Here is a 17,471-nt window from a genome sequence, read left to right on the forward strand (position 1 = left end):
TGCGATCCCGCAACCGGACTCAACGTACAGGTCATGCTAGTCTTGTCACTTGCAATAAACAAGTAAAATAACTTGTAAAAAGCAAGTGAGAAAAAGAGAGGGGTTTGCTTGCGATAGACAAGCGATGTAAGATCTCGCCATGAAAACGACGAATAAAGAAATTCGGTCCCATTGCGCGGTAAATTACGGCGTGGAGATCTTTGGCGACCGGTGGTCGCTCTTGATCATTCGCGACATCGTTTTTACCGGTAAGAAGACCTATGGCGAGTTTATGAAATCGGAAGAGGGCATCGCGACCAATGTCCTGGCTTCCCGCCTTGCATTTCTCGAGCAGCAGGAGGTTCTTGCGAGGGCGCCCAGTCCCGACGACGGGCGCAAGGATTTATACACTCTGACCGAGAAGGGCCTCGACCTCATTCCTGTCATGCTTAACATCGTCCTTTGGAGCGCGAAGCACGATTCGAAGTCGTATGTGCTGCACCGCAAGGAGTGGGTTGAGCGACTAAGCCGAAACCCCGTGGAAGTGAGCGAAGAGGTGAAGGCGCTGGTTCGTAATGGCGGATGCATGTTTCCCGCTGGCAAGGAATAAGCAAGACGGCAAGCGTGCCCTGTCACGCGCAGAACGAACAACGTGAAAACGATGCCGGGTGCCTGCCATCAGACTTTCGAGCCGAAACGCCAAGCTGAAAAACATGTCACTTTCCCAAACGGAAAAGCAAGAAGCCCGCTCAGGTTTCCCTGAGCGGGCTTTTCTAATAATGCACTTCCGCCGCATGCCCGGTCTTGTCAGTCAGACCGGATAATATGGCCAATATCAGCGCAATAACTGAAAGCACCGCGCCAGCCCTGTTAGGCGATTGAAGACCAAAACTGGCGGTGATATCGCGTCAATAAAGTCTCTGCTTGCGGATCCCGAATATGATATATTGACAACCAGTTACCGATATGAAAACTTGTTGTCATTAGCGGAGGGTCTATGGCACATACTAAAGCTGACCAACTGACTCAGGTCATTCTCAATGTTTTCCGGCTTAATGGCGTTCTGACGGAGTGGGGTGACAGGTTTGTTCTGCCTGAGGGGCTGACCAGTACCCGCTGGCGGATGCTCGGTGCGGTGGTTCTGGCACAACGGCCCGTCACCGCGCCTCAAATTGCATTAACGATGGGGGTTACCCGGCAGGGGGCACAAAAGCAGCTGAATCTGCTGGTTGAGTCCGGCCTGATGAAAACGCAGGCGAATCCCATGCATAAACGCTCGCCTCTTTATGCCCTGACGGCTCAGGGGCAGTCGGTTTATGACACCGTTAACTTACGCTGGCAGCATCAGGCAACAGAAATGGCGGCCGGATTCGGCACTGCGGATCTGGAAACGGCATTCCATGTGCTGAAAAAACTGTCAGACATTCACGAAAAATCCCTGGTGGAGCACAAATCATGAAGCGTCAGATCCATGCCACCGCGTCGGTGCTTGCAGCCCTTTTTCTGGCAACCTTCTGGACTTCGACGCTGGTCACCGAACTGTTCCTGTCGGCCGCGGTGGTGACAGAAGTGAAACAGCTCATAGCCTATGCCCTGATGGTGTTCGTGCCCCTGATGGGGATCACTGCGGGAACCGGGTTTTCCATGGGAGGGAAGGGGCGCCATCCGCTTTTGGTTTCCAAACGCCGCCGGATGCCATTCATCGGTATTAACGGGCTGTTAATTCTTGTGCCTTCAGCCTTATTTTTGGCAGTTCGTGCAAAAGCGGGTCTGTTTGACGGCGTCTTTTACAGCGTCCAGGCGCTTGAGCTCATCGCCGGCGCAGTAAATCTGACGTTAATCGGATTAAACATACGCGATGGCTTTAAGCTCAGCCGCCTTCGCCACACGGGTCAAACGCTTCCTCAGAGTAAATCCATCACCTAAGGAGTCCCTATGCGTGCTGCCGTTGTTTCACGTTTTGATGTTCCCCCCTCGTATGGCGACTTTCCTGAACCGGTAGCCGGTGAAGGAGAAAGGGTGCTGCGCGTGATGGCCGCCCCGCTGAGCCCTATTGTGAAAAGCCTCGCCGCCGGGAGACACTATTCGGGCATCCGTGACGTAAATTTCGTGCCGGGTATTGACGGTGTGGGGATTGCCCCGGACGGCAAACGGGTCTACTTCCTGTTTCCCAAACCCCCGTTTGGCTCAATGGCCGCACAGGTTCTGGTGTCGGTTGATTTAACCGTGCCGGTCCCGGCGGGTGTCGATGATGCAAGGGCAGCTGCGGTCGTGACGGCGGGGCTTTCCTCCTGGGTCGCGCTGACGCAGAGGGCGAAATTTACACGCGGTGAATCGGTACTCATCAACGGCGCTACCGGATCTGCAGGCGGACTGGCCGTGCAGATAGCAGCCTGGCTTGGTGCGGGCAGGATCATCGCCACCGGACGCAACCGGGAGAAGCTGGCACAGTTGCCGCCGGATGTTGAAAAAATCGTGCTGGATGACTCTGCAGACGAGGCGCTGAAGCAGGCTTTTTCAGGGCAGGTTGACGTTGTTCTGGATTATCTCTGGAGAGAGCCGGCAAGCCGGATTATCAGACAGGCCACGGCGGATCGCGGTTCACGGCTTGGAGAGCCACGCCTGCGGTTCGTGCAGCTGGGTTCTGTTGCCGGGGAAACCATTAGCGTCTCTGCCGCCTCGCTTCGCAGCTCAGGTCTTGAAATTTTGGGTAGCGGCATCGGCAGCCTTTCCGTTCATGAGCTGATAGCCGGGGCAGGTCAGCTGCTGGCGGCGATCCCGGAAGGGGGATTCGATACGCCGGTAAGAACCTGCGCACTCTCAAATGTCAGCCAGATTTGGAATGAGGATACGGGGGAGGAGAGGGTAGTGGTGATCCCCTGACGTTTCAGGGCAGGAAAAGAGATATGTTTTTCCTGCTCACGAGCCGGTGAAAAATCGTTAAAACCCGATGGCAGCCTGTCAGGCTGCCATCGCCTTATTACCAGTTTTGCCGGGTGGGCGAAATAATCAGGTCATTGACCGTCACGTTTTGCGGCTGATTTAGCGCATACACCACAGCATTGGCCACATCCTGCGGGCTGATAGCAATTTTAGTCAGTTCCTGAGCGACCTTGCGGCCTTCAGGATCGCTTACCTTATCCGCCCAGCCCGTATTAATGACACCCGGGCTGATAGTGTTCACGCGAATACCTTTATTCACGCCTAAATCTTTGCGCATCGACTCGGTCATCGCATGCACAAAAAACTTGGTCGCGCTGTAAACACCCGCGCCTGCATCAACCTGATGGCCCGCCACGGACGCCATATTCAGGATTTGTCCGTCTTTTTTCTCCAGCATTCCCGGAAGCACGGCCGCAATGGCGTTCAGGTAACCCTTCACGTTGACGTCCACCATTTTGTTCCAGTCTTCCCACACCACATCGCTCCAGCTGGAGAAGAGCATCAGGCCGGCATTGTTGATCAGGATATCGACCGAACCGAAGGTCTCAGCGGCGTATTTTGCCAGCGCTTGTGTGTCTTCCAGACGAGTCACGTCGGTCACCAGGCCAACTGCCTCACCGCCTTCTGCTTTGATGCTCTTCACTAACCTGTCGAGGCCGTCCTGATCCAGCGCGGCCGCCACGATATTCACGCCGTGCCGTGCAAGCTCCAGCGCGGTTGCTGCGCCAATGCCCGATGACGCGCCGGTAATGACAGCCGTTTTTTTCTGCAGGTGATTCATTTTATTGTCCTTCTTTATCAGGTACAGGAGGCGGGGGGATCCCCGCCGGTTTGGTTTATCAGTAATTGCCTTCCGGCCAGTCGGTGTAGCCTTTAGCCCCGCCACCGTAATACGCCTCTTTCGGCGCAATCGTCAGTTCGGCACCGTAACGCAGACGTTTCACCAGGTCCGGGTTGGAAATAAACAGGCGACCAAAGGCAACGGCATCAATGATTCCTGCGTTCCGGCGGCTGATGGCCATCTCAAGGTCATAGTTGTTGTTGCCGATAAACGGCCCGTCGAACTGCGCGCTCAGCGCATCCATATCCACGTCGACAGGCACGTCGCGGGAAGTGGCTGTCGCCCCCTCAACAAAGTGCAGGTACGCCAGGTTAAACCGGTTCAGTTGCTGAATGAGGTAACCGTACATCGCCATAACGTTGCTGTCCGGCGGGGTATTACCGGCATCAGGGGTCACCGGCGAGAGGCGAATGCCCACTCTGTCATTGCCCCAGATGCCGATGATGGCTTCTGTCACTTCAAGCGTGAGGCGGGCCCGGTTTTCAATTGAGCCGCCATAGGCGTCAGTGCGGTGATTGGTGGAGTCACGTAGGAACTGATCGAGCAGGTAGCTGTTTGCTGAGTGCACTTCTACGCCATCAAAGCCGGCACGCAGGGCGTTTTCTGCCGCTCGTTTGTACTGCTCAATGATGCCGGGGATTTCCTCTGTTTCGAGCGCACGCGGGGTGGAAACCGGCACGAAACCGTTGACGGTATAGGTCTGCCCCTCTGCTTTGATTGCGGAAGGTGCCACCGGGCGTTCTCCGTTGGGCTGCAGCTCAACGCTTGAAAAACGGCCCACGTGCCAGAGCTGGCAGACGATTTTTCCGCCCTCAGCGTGGACGGCGTCAGTGACTTTTTTCCAGCCAGTCACCTGCTCTTCGCTCCAGATCCCCGGGGTGGCCGCATAGCCGCGGCCTTGCGCTGAGATGTTGGTGGCTTCTGAAATAATCAGGCCCGCGTCGGCGCGCTGTGCGTAATAGGTCGCATGCAGTTCATCAGGCACGCCGTCCTCGCCGTAACGGCTGCGGGTCACCGGGGCCATCACGATGCGGTTAGCCAGCTGAAGCGTCCCCATCGTAACGGGTGAAAATAAATCGGTACGGGTACTGTTGTCAGTCATATAAACTCCATAATAGTTGACCGGTCGTCTAGTTTTGGGGTAAAAAAATACGGCTACCCGAGCAGCCGCAGAGTGGCGTTCAACGCTTTATCAAACGCTTTATCAGGATCATGAATTTTTGCCATCAGGGAAGCACCAAGCCAGAGCTGATAGAGTTCTTCGGCGAGTTCCCCGGCATCCGCAACCGCCGGGAGAGAGCGGTCTTCCTGGCCCTCACGGATACACTGAGCAATTTTCTGCACGATATCGTGCGTCCCTTTTGCCAGAACGTGTCGCATGCTGTCGTACTGATCGCAGACTTCTGCGCCCAGCTTGACGACGAGGCATTTACTTTCGGGCAGGTCTGCGCCCTGGGTCGTTTTCCAGAAAGTGAAGTAGCGCAGCAGACGCTCACGGGCTGGCCCGCTGCCATTAAGCTGAATGTCTACCTCACCCAGATAGTGGCTGAAATAGTGCTCCAGCAGCGCTTCGGCAAAATCTTCTTTAGACTTAAAGTAATAATAAAACGAGCCTTTAGGGATGCCGGCGGCCTGGACAATCTCAGCAATTCCGACGGCGCTGTAACCTTTGTGCGTAATAATTGCCCTCGCCACATCAATGATGTGCTGGCGTATGTCTGTCGCGTGTTTTTTCATAGTCCGGGTACTCTAGTAAAAAACTGACCGGTCGTCTAGTTATGTTGTGTGGCATTTCGTGCGTTCAGGCATTCAGCGGCGGCAGCAGCCTGATGGCGTGCTGTCCGGTCAGCTTCAGGCTTTCGGGCGTGGCGCCGTCTTTCGCTTCAATTGACATCCCTTCAAGCAACGTATTCAGAACGGTAGCCAGGGCAGCGGTATTTGTTCCCGCAGGCAGCTGATTTTCCCGCACCGCTCTGCCCAGCCGTTTTTCAAACAGGTCTTTTCCCTCCTGCCGGAGAACGCTGACCGCCCTGATGACATCGGTCGAGTCCGCTGAGACATTAATCGCCGCAAGTACCACCATGCAGCCACAGGGTGCTGAGGGTGAGAGCAGTATCTCTGCCGCTTCGCTGAAGAATCGATCAATGGCCTGAGTGATGTCCGGCGTCTGTTCGAGCCGCTCCCAGGTCGCTTTCCAGTATACCCGCTCGTAGTAATTTACCGCCTCAAGGAACAGTTTTGCCTTATTGCCGAAGGCTGCATACAGGCTGGGCGGATTGATTTCCATTGCGGCACAGAGTTCGGCAACCGACGCCGGCTCAAAGCCTTTACGCCAGAACAGATCCAGAGCCTTGAGCAGCGCCTTGTCACGGTCAAAGCTGCGCGGCCTGCCTTTAGGTTTTTCCACGGCTTCGGGTACATCGCGATTTTTCATGCAGGGGGTCTCAATGATTCGCTTGACAGTTTACGTAGTGATCACTATACAATAATATCATTACATAGCGGTCACTACAAAATACAGGAAATTGATGGCGAACCTTATCTCATCTCTGAGTCTCTATCTTCAGGCTGCTGGCGGGGTGGGGGCGGTGCTGTTTTTCGCCGTTTTTGTCGCGGCCACGCTACTGTTTTTCCCGGCCTCATTACTGACTGCACTGTCGGGATGGCTGTTTGGTGCCACGGGCGGAACGCTGATAGCCCTGCTGGCCGGTATCACCTCTTCATTGCTGGCTTTTGGGCTGGCCAGGAGCCGCCTCTTTCCGCATGTTGCGAAGGTGGCCGCCAGGAGCACCAACCTGAGCAGGGTGCTTTCCCTGGCGCAGCACAATGGCATTGTGCTTGTTCTGTTGCTCCGTCTGAGCTCAGTGGTGCCGTTTGCGCCCCTGAACTATGGGCTGGGGGCGAGCGGCATGCATTTTAAAAAATATCTGGCTGCCACGATGCCCGGCCTTATTCCGGGAACCTTTATCTACGCCAGTGCGGGTGCCACCGTATCAGACATGGGGGTGCTTGCGCGGGGGGATTTTTCACCCCTGGAAATGATGCAGAACACCGGTGTGTTAACCGGTGCGGCGGTCGCCGCGCTGGGCCTGGTATTGCTTTATCTGCTGCAACGGTGCATCAGACGAAAAATGGGTATCTGAACGGATACCCGGTTTATTAAAACGGAGACATAAACATGAGCGACACAACCTACGTGCAGGAATATAACGCCATCGTAGACGTGCTTAATCAGTACAACGAAGGCGGTAAGCAGGCGAAGAGTGAACTGATGAAGCCCGCCTTTAGCGATAAGGCGACTATTTTCGGCGTTGACGGGAACGGCCATCTCAGCGGAGGTCCGATTCAGGGGCTGTTTGACACCATAGATACCGCCTTCCGTCCTTCACCCGAAGCCAAAGCGGCCATTGTGCGTGTAGATATCGTGGGGACGGCGGCCAGTGCCCGCATCGACACTGACGACATTTCGGGCTTTCGCTTCACTGACTTTTTCAACCTTCTGAAGGTGAACGGTCGCTGGACCGTGGTCAGCAAGATTTACCACACCCACGTCGCACCCTGATAACGGCCCGTTGACTGATGCAGCGTGCAGTTCCTGCATGCTGCCAATAAGAGGAAAGTAAGATGAGTAAAAATGTCAAAGCGGTACCCACTGCCGATTACCGGGCTGTCACGGAAACGGCTGAGAGATACGTTGACGGACTGCGCACCGGTGAAGCTGAAACGGTGGCGGAAGCCTTTCATAACGATGCGGTGATGTACGGCTTTACCAACGGCAGGCTGCTGGGCGGGCCGGTGGAGAACCTGTACGCCTTTGTTCGCGAGAACGGCAGCGCGCCGGATATCGTAACCCGCCTCGATGTGCTGGCTATCACGCCGACGACCGCAGTGGTGCGGGTTGATATGGAAAATGACGCTATAGGTGCGGACTATAACGATTATCTGACCCTGATTAAGATTGACGGACGCTGGCAGGTGATCGCCAAAGTGTATCATCAGTTTGAAGGTTGATAACGCGGCGATTACCGCCGCCTCATGACAGGGCAAGGAGAACCTAATGACCCGTGTTTTCATTATTGGTGGCGCAGGCCAGATAGGCAGGCGCCTGAGCAGGATCCTTTCGGATAACGGACATGATGTCCGGGCGCTGTGCCGCAAACCAGAGCAGGAAACGTTATTACGTCAGCAGGGGGCTGAGCCGGTCAGAGGAAGCCTGACCGAGCTGGATGAGGATGCGCTGGCTGCATACCTGACAGGCAGTGAGGTGGTGGTATTTACGGCCGGGGCCGGCGGCAAGGGCGGCCAGGAAATGACCAATGCGGTAGATGGCGAGGGGCTGAAAACCGCCGTTGCCGCTGCCCTGAAGGCCCGGGTGTCGCGCTTTCTGCTGGTTTCCGCATTCCCGGAGGCCGCACGGGGTCAGTCAGTGTCTGACACGTTCGAGAACTATATGCGCGTCAAAAAAATGGCCGACGTGGCGCTGGCGCAAAGCGCTCTCGACTGGGTGATATTACGACCTGGCACGCTGCGGGACCAGCCCGGCACGGGCCTTGTCCATGCGGGCCTCGCTATTCCTTATGGGGATGTTTCCCGTGATGATGTGGCGGCCACCCTGGCTGAAGTCATTGAACAGCCCGGCGTCAGTCGCATCATTATCGAGCTGACTGCCGGGGAGGTTCCGGTTCGGGAAGCCGTGCAGAAAATGGCGGGCCGGTAAGGTGAGTCGCCTGTTGCTGCTGGGTGCAACCGGGCTGGTGGGCGGCCATGTCCTTCGCCAGGCGCTGGCCAATCCCTCTGTCAGTGTCATTATCGCCCCCACGCGAAAGCCACTTCCTCCGTACGCTGCCGGCGGAAAAACGCTTATCAATCCCCAAATCAGTTTTGAGGATATGCGCACCTGCGTGCAGGAAGGAAGGGTGGACGCGGCGATCTGCGCACTTGGCACCACGATGCACAAAGCCGGAAGCAGGGACGCCTTCCGGCAGGTTGATTACGACTATCCGCTGGCATTTGCCCACCTGGCGCAGAGCCTGGGGGCCTCAACCTTTGCCCTGACCTCGGCTGCCGGGGCAGATCCGGATTCGCGCTTTTTTTATAACCGCGTAAAAGGAGAGCTTGAGCAGGCACTCTTGCAGGCGAATTTCCGTTCGCTGACCTTCGTCCGGCCCGGCGTTATCGGGGGGGCCAGGAAAGAGGTGCGCCCGGGGGAAATGGCGCTGAAACTCGCCCTTCAGGTTTTCGCACCGCTGTTACCGGGCCGGTGGCGTCTCAACCCGGCAGCAGAAATCGCCGCCCGCCTTATACAGTCTGCGCTGAATCCGCAGCCGGGCATTTACATCATTCGCGCGGCCGACATGGCCGGAAAACGCGCAACACAATAAAAGGCATCGCTATGTCAGTCGTAAAATTTAACGCCACCGTCGCCGCTGATGCGAACCGGGTATGGCAAACGCTCCGCCAGTTTGGCCGTATCAGTGAATGGCACCCGGCGATCCGCAGCAGTGAAATTGATGACCATCAGCCGGACGGGCTGCCGGGCTGCAAGCGCAGGCTGGTGCTGGAGAACGGGGACATTCTTCGTGAGCAACTGCTGATGGTTGATGAAACGCGTCAGGCTTTTTCTTATCGCTTTATCGAATCGCCGCTGCCTGTTGATGACTATGTGGCGACCGTCAGCCTTATTCCCCTGACCGGACGGGATGAAACGGTTATTGTCTGGCAGGCCAGTTTTGAGGCGCGCGCACGCGAGAAAGCGCCGGAGATGACGGCCATCGTCCAGGAACTGATTATGTCAGGGCACCGGAGCCTGGCTGACTTTATTGAAGGCCGTTAAAACTTCAGCGGAGCAGCAAGATGAATGAGTTTATAAAAGCGGTAGAGCCGGCAAAGGCATACCGCCTGATAAATCACGGCCCGGTCACCCTTGTGTCTGCCCGTCATGACGGCATCGAAGACGTCATGGCGGCATCCTGGGTGTGCGCGCTGGATTACCAACCTGCGCGTCTTACCGTCGTACTGGATAAGACGGCCTTTACCCGCGGCCTTATCGAGCAGAGCCGGTCATTTGTGATCCAGGTGCCGCTCGCGTCTCAGGCAGAAATGGTTTATCACCTTGGCTCACACACCCTGCACAGCGAAGCGGATAAGATCCCGCGGTCAGGCGCCTCTCTGTTTAACCTGCCCGGCACTGACGTGCCGTTGGTATCAGGATGCGCCGCATGGCTATACTGCGAGCTTATCCCCGAGGCCCATACTCAGCAAACCTACGATCTGTTTATTGGCGAGATAAAGGCGGCATGGGCTGACAGCCGCGTCTTCCGGGACGGCCACTGGCAGTTTGAGCAACTGCCGGCAGACTGGCGCAGCCTGCACTATATTGCTGGCGGTCACTTCTACACGACCGGAGATGCGATCAACATCGCCGGCGCGCCGGTGACAACCCCGGGCGCTCCGCAGGGCTGATCGTTAAAAGCAAGAACGTCCGTGACGGGATTTAACGGGGCTTGCGCAGGCTGTCCCGCCTTGCCTGCATGATAATCAGCTCAGAAATGCGCCTGACGTCATCGTCAAGGCGTTCAAGCGGCCGGTGAACCAGCCCCACATCCCGATAAAAAATGTTCTGCCCCAGACTGAGCGCCCTGACCGATGATGGCCAGCGGTGCCAGGCGGCAATCTGGGGCATAAGGGCGACGCCCACACCGTTACTGACCAGCTTAAGGATGGCCTCCAGTTCGTCGACTTCACAGATTTCAGTGACCGTTATGTCCATCTCTCTCAGAAAACGATCCACCAGGCGTCCGCCGAAGGAGGAACGATCGTAGCGAATAAATGGCTGTTCTCTGATTAGCCCCGCGATATCATCGCCCGCGACACCTTTCGGCACGATGAGATGAAAAGGCTCATGGGCCAGCGCGCTCCACTGCAGGCCCTGCGGCAGGGCGAAAGGCGGTTTCAGGACGGCGGCCATGTCTATTTCACCGGCGTCAACGAGATTAATGAGATCCATCGACAGCCCCGGTATCACGCGGGTGCGACACCCGGAGCTCTGCTTACTGAACAACGTCAGCGCGTCCGGAAGCAGGGTGCGCTGTACGGAAGCAATGGCGCCAATCGTCACGATTTTGCCGGGAATAGCCCGGGTCAGCCTCTCGCCCAGACCGTCATACAGCGTCAGCAATTCCTGCGCCTGGGTGACGAGCTGCAGCCCTTTCTGGTTGAGGCGTGCATTTCTCCCTGACCGGTCAAACAGCGGAAAGTTTAAGTCCGCTTCAAGACGCTGCATCTGGGCGCTGACAGCAGCCTGCGTGAGACCGATTTTATTCCCCGCCGCCGCGAAGGTTCCCTCTTTTGCCACCATCAAAAACGTCTTCAGTTCACGGATCATAAGCCACCCAATACACAAATATAATTTGTATTATACGATGATAAATATTGATTTTAATCAATGAAAATTATTTATAATCTCCTTTGTGACGGTAATGTTAATGTCACACCAGACGCCGTTCTGGCTCAGCGCGTTGCATTACTCAATATCAATCCGATTTTCAGCAGCCAGAAGGCCGCGACTTTCTTATGAGGATGTATTAATGAGCCTTTCTCCCTTTCATCTGGCAATTCCTGTGTATGACCTGAAGGCAACCCGCCATTTTTACGGTGAGGTGTTCGGACTGAGCGAGGGGCGTTCGAGCGAGCAGTGGGTAGACTTTGATTTTTATGGTCATCAGTTGGTGATCCATGAGCATCCTAAAACGGCGTCTCAGGAAAGCGTGCATTCAAATCCCGTTGACGGTCATGACGTGCCGGTGCCGCATTTTGGCATTGTGCTGAAGTGGGACGAATGGGAGGCGCTGGCTGAACGCCTTAAATCGTTCGACACCCAATTTGTTATTGAGCCCTACATCCGCTTTAAGGGGCTGGTCGGGGAACAGGCCACGATGTTCCTGTTTGACCCCTGCGGTAACGCGCTGGAATTTAAGGCGTTTAAAGATATCAGTCAGCTTTTCGCAAAATAATACTCTGAGCACGGCTTCAGGTCGTGCCACCTCTCTTTTCACCCGAATGTATCTCGCGTGACTTCTGCAGCTTTCTGGCAGAGGTTGCCCTGTTTAATCTGAGGGCTGGACATGAAAAAAATAACACTGGTTTGGCAGATAGTTATCGGCCTTTTACTGGGGATCGTGGTGGGATGGTATTTCAACACGCATCCCGAATATCAGCAGTGGGTCAGTCACGAAATTCTCAAGCCGCTCGGCGATATTTTTATCAAGATGATGAAAATGGTCGTGGTGCCAATTGTCTTCTGTTGCATGATCCTGGGTATTACCGGAAGTGGCGATAATAAATCCTTTGGCAGGATGGGCGTGAAATCGCTGGGATATTTCTTTACCGTCACCGGGATAGCAATCGTTTTCGGACTGGTGCTGGCCAACCTGATTGCACCGGGAGAAGGCACCAGTATACAGGGAATGGCACACGGTGAAGGGCATATGAAGATGGAGCCGGCACGCGGTGCGCTGGTGATCCTACAGAACATTGTTCCGGATAATCTGTTTGTTGCGCTCTCAGAGGGCAAACTGCTGTCGGTGCTGTTTTTTGCTGTTCTGTTTGGTCTTGCGCTCAATGGCCTTCCACGCGAGAAAACGGCCCCGATCCTCAGCGTCCTGCAAAGCGTATCAGACGGCATGTTTCGGGTGGTTGCTATCGTCATGGCCTACGCCCCGGTTGGCGTATTCGGCATGATTGGCGCTACCGTTTCGACTTTCGGCTTCGCCTCGCTTCTGCCGCTCCTCAAGCTTGTCGGCACGGTGTATCTGGGCCTGATATTATTTGCCCTGATCGTGCTGGGCGGTATCTGTGCTCTTATCGGTGAGAACGTCTTTAAACTGGCGAAACATTTCCGTCAGGAGCTGGTACTGGCCTTTTCAAGCGCCGCTTCAGCAGCCGTTATGCCTCAGCTGATGTATAAGCTGGAGCGCTACGGCGTGCCGGGCCGTATCGTCAGTTTTGTCGTGCCGGTTGGTTATGCCTTTAATCTGGACGGGGCATCGATATTTCTCGGTGTAGCAACCATATTTGTCGCGCAGCTTTACGGTATCGATCTGACGCTGATGCAGCAGATTATCCTGGTTGTCACCATGGTGCTGACCTCAAAGGGGGCCGCAGGCGTACCGGGTTTTGCCATCCTCATTCTTTCTGCCACTCTTGCCTCTGCAGGGCTTCCGCTTGATGCTGTTGCGCTGATAGCTGGTATTTTCCGCATTATCGACAGCGGAACCACAACGCTAAACGTGCTGGGAAATATTGTGGCCCCGCTGGTCATTAACCGGTGGGAAAAAGCAACCGAGCCGGTTACCGGCGCACACGCCGAATTAAACAAGCACTGATATGTCAGTAAAGGGAACGTTGTCTGTTCCCTTCAGCATTTAGAAGGCTTATATAGGTGTTTACTGGACCGTTATCTTTTTGCCGATGCTGTTAATATCAGCGCCGCCGGCCTGCATGAGCTGGGTTCACTGGATCGCGGCAAAAGTCGGCTGAATCGAGAAATGAAAGGGACGCTGGCAGTGAGTGGCATGGCGCAGGGAAGCGCGTTCCCGATGGCGGAGCAAATGGAAATGTACTGGTCGAGTTTCACCTGATAGATAAACCGGTACTGGAATGACCGTTTCAGGTTCCACTATTCGTTTCTGAACAGCGGGGACAAACCACATCAAACTTTTCCAACCGCAGACTCAAAGACAAAGAATCCACCAACACTAAGTCAACGTTACGATTTAATTTGTTTTGAGCAATGTGAGAAGGCCTGTTTAAAACATTATGTTAATATAAAAAGCAGAGCACTAAATGACCAGCTCTGCTTTTATTGTATTGGTCAATTACTGATATTCCTGATTAGGATATTTATCTTTTCTGCAATCCGTTCCATATATAAGGAGGCAGAAAAGCATCCCGGCATGCATCCAGATAATCTGACCACCACTGCATCATCGCGTTACGGGCATCAAGATATTCCGCTTTATGGATGAAGCTGCTCGAACGCTATTACGTTCCTGATGGCTCATCTGACGTTCCACGGCATCCTGCACCCACAGTCCTGATTCCATCAGAGCACTACAGGCAATCGCTCGAAATCCGTGGCCGCAGATTTCATTTTTCGTGTCATAGCCCATCAGACGCAACGCCTTGTTGACCGTGTTTTCACACATTGGTTTATACGGATTATGGTCACTTGGAAAAATCAGCTCCTGATGCCCGGATATTTCCCGTATTTGTTTAAGAATAGTGATGGACTGACGGGAGAGTGGAACGATATGTGGAGTGCGCATTTTTGCACCACGCCCAGAATAGCGGACACCAGGGATAGCTTCGCGTGTGGCTGGAATGGTCCAGATTTTGTTTCTGATATCGATCTAAGACCAACGTGCGAAACGCAGTTCGCTAGAGCGGATAAAAAGGTGCAGGGCGAGTGATACTGCCAGCCGGGTTAATTCGCGTCCCTGACGATAGCCATCAATTCGACTCAATAGTTCGGGTAGTCGTTCAAGGGGAAGGGCTGGGTAGTGTCGTTTAACTGGTGCTACGATGATACCTTCGAGATTCGACGCCGGATTGCTCTCAATCATTCCCTGATGCACGGCATGACGCATGATGTTGCACATATGCTGCCGGGTACGTGCTGCGACTTCCAGCAGACCTTTTTGCTCAATGCCTTTCAGCCGGTCGATAAAGTGACGAGGTTTCAGTTCAGCTACTGGCAAGTGTCCAATCACAGGAAATATATGATTGTTCATGCTGGCAAGCAGACGGGAGGCGTGGTTCTCTGACCATGTTCTGTTGCTTTTATGCCTGCTCAATGCAACGTGCTTAAATGTTTTTTCCGGTGAGCGGGCAGCTTTCTCTGCGATACGTTGCTGTGATGGATTGATATTCTGCGTCAGCAGCTTGCGTATGCCATCACGTTGCTGTCGGGCGTAAGCCAGAGAAACATCGGGATAGGCACCTAAGCCGAGGCGGGATTCTTTACCATTGAAACGATATTTGAGATACCAGAGACGTGAACCGCCTGGATTGACTAAAAGGTACAGGCCATGAGAATCGGAAACTTTGAAAGGTTTAGCGGATGGTTTTAAGCTGCGGATTTTAGTGTCGTTCAGAGACATATGGTGGTCACTCCATAATCGAACTGAAATGACCCCAAATCAGACCACCAATCTTGCCCGATGCGGAGGGGGAAATGAAAATGCATCGGGAAGGCTTTTCACACTAACTTGTTGAATCTAAATCGTATAAAGATTCGTGAAGATGCATGAAAACATAAATATGGCTCCTCTGACTGGACTCGAACCAGTGACATACGGATTAACAGTCCGCCGTTCTACCGACTGAACTACAGAGGAATCGTGTGAACGGGGCGAATAATAACGAGGTGGACCCGGCTTGTAAAGTCAGAAAAGGCCTTGATGTTTCGTTTGCTGCAAGATTATTCAACCTGCTGCTTTTTATGGCTTTTATTGCTGCACTGCTGCGCAGTGGTTCAGGCTTTGCCACTTATCCTCGCCGCCATGCTTTATGCTGGTGCAGGCTTTGGTGGTTTTCCGCCAGTGAGGGGAACGTCACTACCGACGCCAATATCATTTTTTCTTGTTTTTCCGTCAATTAGTTTCCGCTTTCTCTTATTCCGTCTGTCTGGCCCGGATCTTGCTGTGGTTTATCTTAACCCAGCCAAGTGGCATGACGGAGGCAGTATGAATTTCAGACGTCTTAAGTATTTCGTGAAAATCGTCGACATCGGCAGCCTGACCCAGGCGGCAGAAGTGCTGCATATCGCTCAACCGGCACTTAGCCAACAATTGGCGACGCTGGAAGGGGAACTGAAACAGCAGTTGCTTATCCGCACCAAGCGCGGGGTACAGCCTACCGAAGCCGGTAACATTCTTTATACCCATGCCCAGACTATTTTGCGCCAGTGCGAACAGGCGCAAAGTGCGGTCAATAGTGCCGGGCAGGCGATGAGCGGGCAGGTCTCTGTCGGGCTGGCGCCGGGCAGTCTGGCGTCACAATTGGCGTTGCCGCTGTTGCAGGCGGTACGCGATCGGCATCCGGGTATTTTGCTCAGTCTGAATGAGAATATTGGCTCGACGCTGGCCGGCCAGGTCGCTAACCAAAATCTGGATATGGCGGTGATCTACGGCGCTAAAATGCCCGCAGGTTTGCAGGCCACGGCGTTAATGCGCGAAGATCTCTATCTGGTGGCGACGCGTGCGGTGCCAAACCCTGGCAACAGCGTGGAGCTGCTGGACGTTGCGCGGCTGAATTTATTTTTGCCGCGTGAGGGCGACGTGGTACGCAGCCAGGTGGATGAAGCCATGGCGATACGCAAGTTAACGGCCAACGTGATTGGTGAAATTGAATCGCCTGGCACCTTGAGTGCGGCTATCGCCAGCGGTTTGGGGGCCACCATTTTGCCAGAGTCGGTGGCGCGCGCGATGATTGGCCCGGCCAAGGCATGGATGGCGCGTATCAATGCTCCGTCATTGAACGTGCCGCTTTCGCTGTGCATTTCCGGCCAGCAATCTCTGTCGGCCCCGGCGCTGGTGGTGAAGGAGATCCTGCTGTCAATTGCCGCCAGCCGCAGTCAGGAAAAACGCGTACTGGCGTTGGTGCAATAAATCAGGTCGAATTCGATTAGCTAAGTTGGTAACGGCTGTCCGGCTGGGTGGCGGCGGGTAAATCCGTCTCGTCATTCATTTCGCGCAGGTTGATCTCAATCGCATTACACATGGCATTGAGCGGCAGATCGTTGGCGGCGATGCCGAATGGATCTTCCAGCTCTTCTGCCAGGGAGTCCAGCGAGATAAAGGTGTAGGAAATAAATACCGAAACCAGCGGCGTCATGTAGTGCAGATCCGGCACCAGCGCGAAAGGCAGCAGGGTGCAGAACAGGTAGACGGTACGGTGAACGATCAGGCTGTAGGCAAAGGGGATCGGCGTATTGGCAATGCGTTCGCAGCCACCGAGGATCTCCGACAGCCGGTTGAGGTTCTGGTCAATGCTATGAAAAAGTACGTCTGACAACTGAGCCGATTGCCGTTTCTCACCGAGCCATTGGCCCATCATCAACAACAGCCGGTTGCAGGGGGAAGCGCTGTTTTTAATGGCGTGCAGGTCGGCATTGGGCAGCAGACGCTGCAGATCCTCGCTGCTATCGCTGCCGCGCAGCTGGTGTTTCAGGCAGTAGCTAAACGCCATCAGCAGGGCGGCAAACTCACGCGCGGCCTGATCTTGTTGCGGCAGCAGGCTTTTAATCTGCCGCAGCAGCGAGCGTTGAACAATTAACAACCCGCCCCACAGCAACCGCGCCTCGGTGAACCGCGCATAGCTGACGCTGTTGCGAAAGCCGAGAAAGATAGCAATCGCCACGCCCAGCAGGCTGAAGGGAGCCAGAGTGAGTTTAACACCCAGATGTTCGTACCACTGGAAGCACAGTACCGCGACGATCGACATCGCCACGTTAAGGCTAAGACGAAACAGAATTTTGGAGAGCACCGAACCGTGCCAAACGAAAAGTCGTCTGAACCAGTGTTGCTGAGGTCTGACAATCATAAGAGTGGTAATGACTGGGGGATAGAAGCCGCTGTTGTAACAGATTTACGGTGTGTTCATCAACGGTCTGTGCGTTAAAAGTTAAAAAGCCCGCAGCGCGGGCTTT

Annotated in this window: 21 protein-coding genes, 1 tRNA gene and 1 pseudogene; 15 read left to right on the top strand and 8 right to left on the bottom strand. The window is 54.6% G+C overall.

All coding sequences use genetic code 11. The annotated features are described in order from the left end of the window. Positions 1–139 precede the first annotated feature (139 nt). From OCH02_RS01900 to OCH02_RS01915, 4 genes are all read left to right on the top strand, one after another. Positions 140–589 (top strand): winged helix-turn-helix transcriptional regulator, encoded by a 450-nt coding sequence (locus OCH02_RS01900; RefSeq protein WP_261429510.1) that lies wholly within the window; start codon positions 140–142, stop codon positions 587–589. Between the two features lie 387 nt (positions 590–976). After that, positions 977–1,438: a MarR family winged helix-turn-helix transcriptional regulator gene (locus OCH02_RS01905; protein ID WP_050158523.1), complete on the top strand. Its 462-nt coding sequence runs from the start codon at positions 977–979 to the stop codon at positions 1,436–1,438. Further along, entirely contained in the window at positions 1,435–1,905 is a 471-nt protein-coding gene (locus OCH02_RS01910) for a hypothetical protein (protein ID WP_261429513.1), read from the top strand. The genes OCH02_RS01905 and OCH02_RS01910 overlap by 4 nt, the downstream gene beginning before the upstream one ends. Before the next feature lie 9 nt (positions 1,906–1,914). Further along, on the top strand, positions 1,915–2,862 hold the full coding sequence (locus tag OCH02_RS01915) for a zinc-binding alcohol dehydrogenase family protein (RefSeq protein ID WP_261429514.1): 948 nt from the start codon (positions 1,915–1,917) through the stop codon (positions 2,860–2,862). A gap of 97 nt (positions 2,863–2,959) precedes the next feature. Here the strand turns inward: OCH02_RS01915 and OCH02_RS01920 are convergent, their stop codons facing one another. The 4 genes from OCH02_RS01920 to OCH02_RS01935 form a co-directional block, all read right to left on the bottom strand. Next, a complete protein-coding gene (locus OCH02_RS01920) occupies positions 2,960–3,703 on the bottom strand; it encodes an SDR family oxidoreductase (protein WP_050158520.1) in 744 nt (247 codons plus the stop codon). A 58-nt stretch (positions 3,704–3,761) separates the two neighbouring features. After that, positions 3,762–4,865, bottom strand: a complete 1,104-nt coding sequence (locus OCH02_RS01925) for an alkene reductase (RefSeq protein WP_261429515.1) — start codon at positions 4,863–4,865, stop codon at positions 3,762–3,764. 53 nt (positions 4,866–4,918) lie between these two features. Continuing rightward, positions 4,919–5,500 carry a TetR/AcrR family transcriptional regulator gene (locus OCH02_RS01930; protein WP_050158518.1) on the bottom strand — a complete coding sequence of 194 codons (582 nt, stop codon included), beginning with the start codon at positions 5,498–5,500 and terminating at the stop codon, positions 4,919–4,921. A gap of 64 nt (positions 5,501–5,564) precedes the next feature. Beyond that, a complete protein-coding gene (locus tag OCH02_RS01935) occupies positions 5,565–6,197 on the bottom strand; it encodes a TetR/AcrR family transcriptional regulator (RefSeq protein ID WP_050158517.1) in 633 nt (210 codons plus the stop codon). Positions 6,198–6,291: 94 nt separating this feature from the next. Here OCH02_RS01935 and OCH02_RS01940 point away from each other — a divergent pair, with 94 nt between their 5' ends. From OCH02_RS01940 to OCH02_RS01970, 7 genes are all read left to right on the top strand, one after another. Further along, complete coding sequence (locus OCH02_RS01940) at positions 6,292–6,906, top strand: TVP38/TMEM64 family protein (RefSeq protein ID WP_261429517.1); 615 nt, start codon at positions 6,292–6,294, stop codon at positions 6,904–6,906. Positions 6,907–6,941: 35 nt separating this feature from the next. Beyond that, entirely contained in the window at positions 6,942–7,325 is a 384-nt protein-coding gene (locus OCH02_RS01945) for a nuclear transport factor 2 family protein (RefSeq protein WP_261429520.1), read from the top strand. Positions 7,326–7,387: 62 nt separating this feature from the next. Beyond that, the gene (locus tag OCH02_RS01950; RefSeq protein WP_261429523.1) at positions 7,388–7,774 is read left to right on the top strand and encodes a nuclear transport factor 2 family protein; all 387 of its coding nucleotides are present in this window, start codon (positions 7,388–7,390) and stop codon (positions 7,772–7,774) included. A 46-nt stretch (positions 7,775–7,820) separates the two neighbouring features. Further along, complete coding sequence (locus tag OCH02_RS01955) at positions 7,821–8,480, top strand: SDR family oxidoreductase (protein WP_261429524.1); 660 nt, start codon at positions 7,821–7,823, stop codon at positions 8,478–8,480. Between the two features lies 1 nt (position 8,481). Then, on the top strand, positions 8,482–9,144 hold the full coding sequence (locus OCH02_RS01960) for an NAD-dependent dehydratase (protein ID WP_050158510.1): 663 nt from the start codon (positions 8,482–8,484) through the stop codon (positions 9,142–9,144). Between the two features lie 11 nt (positions 9,145–9,155). Continuing rightward, on the top strand, positions 9,156–9,596 hold the full coding sequence (locus OCH02_RS01965; protein WP_261429525.1) for an SRPBCC family protein: 441 nt from the start codon (positions 9,156–9,158) through the stop codon (positions 9,594–9,596). Positions 9,597–9,616: 20 nt separating this feature from the next. Beyond that, the gene (locus tag OCH02_RS01970; protein WP_261429526.1) at positions 9,617–10,225 is read left to right on the top strand and encodes a flavin reductase family protein; all 609 of its coding nucleotides are present in this window, start codon (positions 9,617–9,619) and stop codon (positions 10,223–10,225) included. Between the two features lie 31 nt (positions 10,226–10,256). Here the strand turns inward: OCH02_RS01970 and OCH02_RS01975 are convergent, their stop codons facing one another. After that, a complete protein-coding gene (locus OCH02_RS01975; RefSeq protein ID WP_261429528.1) occupies positions 10,257–11,147 on the bottom strand; it encodes a LysR substrate-binding domain-containing protein in 891 nt (296 codons plus the stop codon). 202 nt (positions 11,148–11,349) lie between these two features. Here OCH02_RS01975 and OCH02_RS01980 point away from each other — a divergent pair, with 202 nt between their 5' ends. Both OCH02_RS01980 and OCH02_RS01985 read left to right on the top strand, forming a co-directional pair. Continuing rightward, entirely contained in the window at positions 11,350–11,775 is a 426-nt protein-coding gene (locus OCH02_RS01980; RefSeq protein ID WP_050158504.1) for a VOC family protein, read from the top strand. Between the two features lie 111 nt (positions 11,776–11,886). Beyond that, positions 11,887–13,146 (top strand): cation:dicarboxylate symporter family transporter, encoded by a 1,260-nt coding sequence (locus tag OCH02_RS01985; RefSeq protein WP_261429529.1) that lies wholly within the window; start codon positions 11,887–11,889, stop codon positions 13,144–13,146. 517 nt (positions 13,147–13,663) lie between these two features. On the opposite strand, the pseudogene OCH02_RS01990 reads toward OCH02_RS01985, so the two are convergent. Together OCH02_RS01990 and OCH02_RS01995 are read right to left on the bottom strand one after the other, a co-directional pair. Further along, positions 13,664–14,922, bottom strand: a pseudogene (locus tag OCH02_RS01990) (tyrosine-type recombinase/integrase). A 161-nt stretch (positions 14,923–15,083) separates the two neighbouring features. Next, positions 15,084–15,159, bottom strand: a tRNA-Asn gene (locus OCH02_RS01995). A gap of 5 nt (positions 15,160–15,164) precedes the next feature. Between OCH02_RS01995 and OCH02_RS02000 the strand changes: the two genes are divergently transcribed. Both OCH02_RS02000 and nac read left to right on the top strand, forming a co-directional pair. After that, entirely contained in the window at positions 15,165–15,422 is a 258-nt protein-coding gene (locus OCH02_RS02000) for a hypothetical protein (protein ID WP_261429530.1), read from the top strand. Positions 15,423–15,507: 85 nt separating this feature from the next. Beyond that, positions 15,508–16,431: a nitrogen assimilation transcriptional regulator NAC gene (gene nac / locus OCH02_RS02005; protein WP_261429533.1), complete on the top strand. Its 924-nt coding sequence runs from the start codon at positions 15,508–15,510 to the stop codon at positions 16,429–16,431. A 16-nt stretch (positions 16,432–16,447) separates the two neighbouring features. On the opposite strand, the gene OCH02_RS02010 is transcribed toward nac, so the two are convergent. Further along, positions 16,448–17,365, bottom strand: coding sequence for a bestrophin family protein (locus tag OCH02_RS02010; protein WP_261429536.1), 918 nt, complete (start codon positions 17,363–17,365; stop codon positions 16,448–16,450). Between the last annotated feature and the right edge of the window lie 106 nt (positions 17,366–17,471).

It is taken from the genome of Serratia quinivorans (assembly GCF_946227985.1).
Lineage (GTDB): Bacteria > Pseudomonadota > Gammaproteobacteria > Enterobacterales > Enterobacteriaceae > Serratia > Serratia quinivorans_A.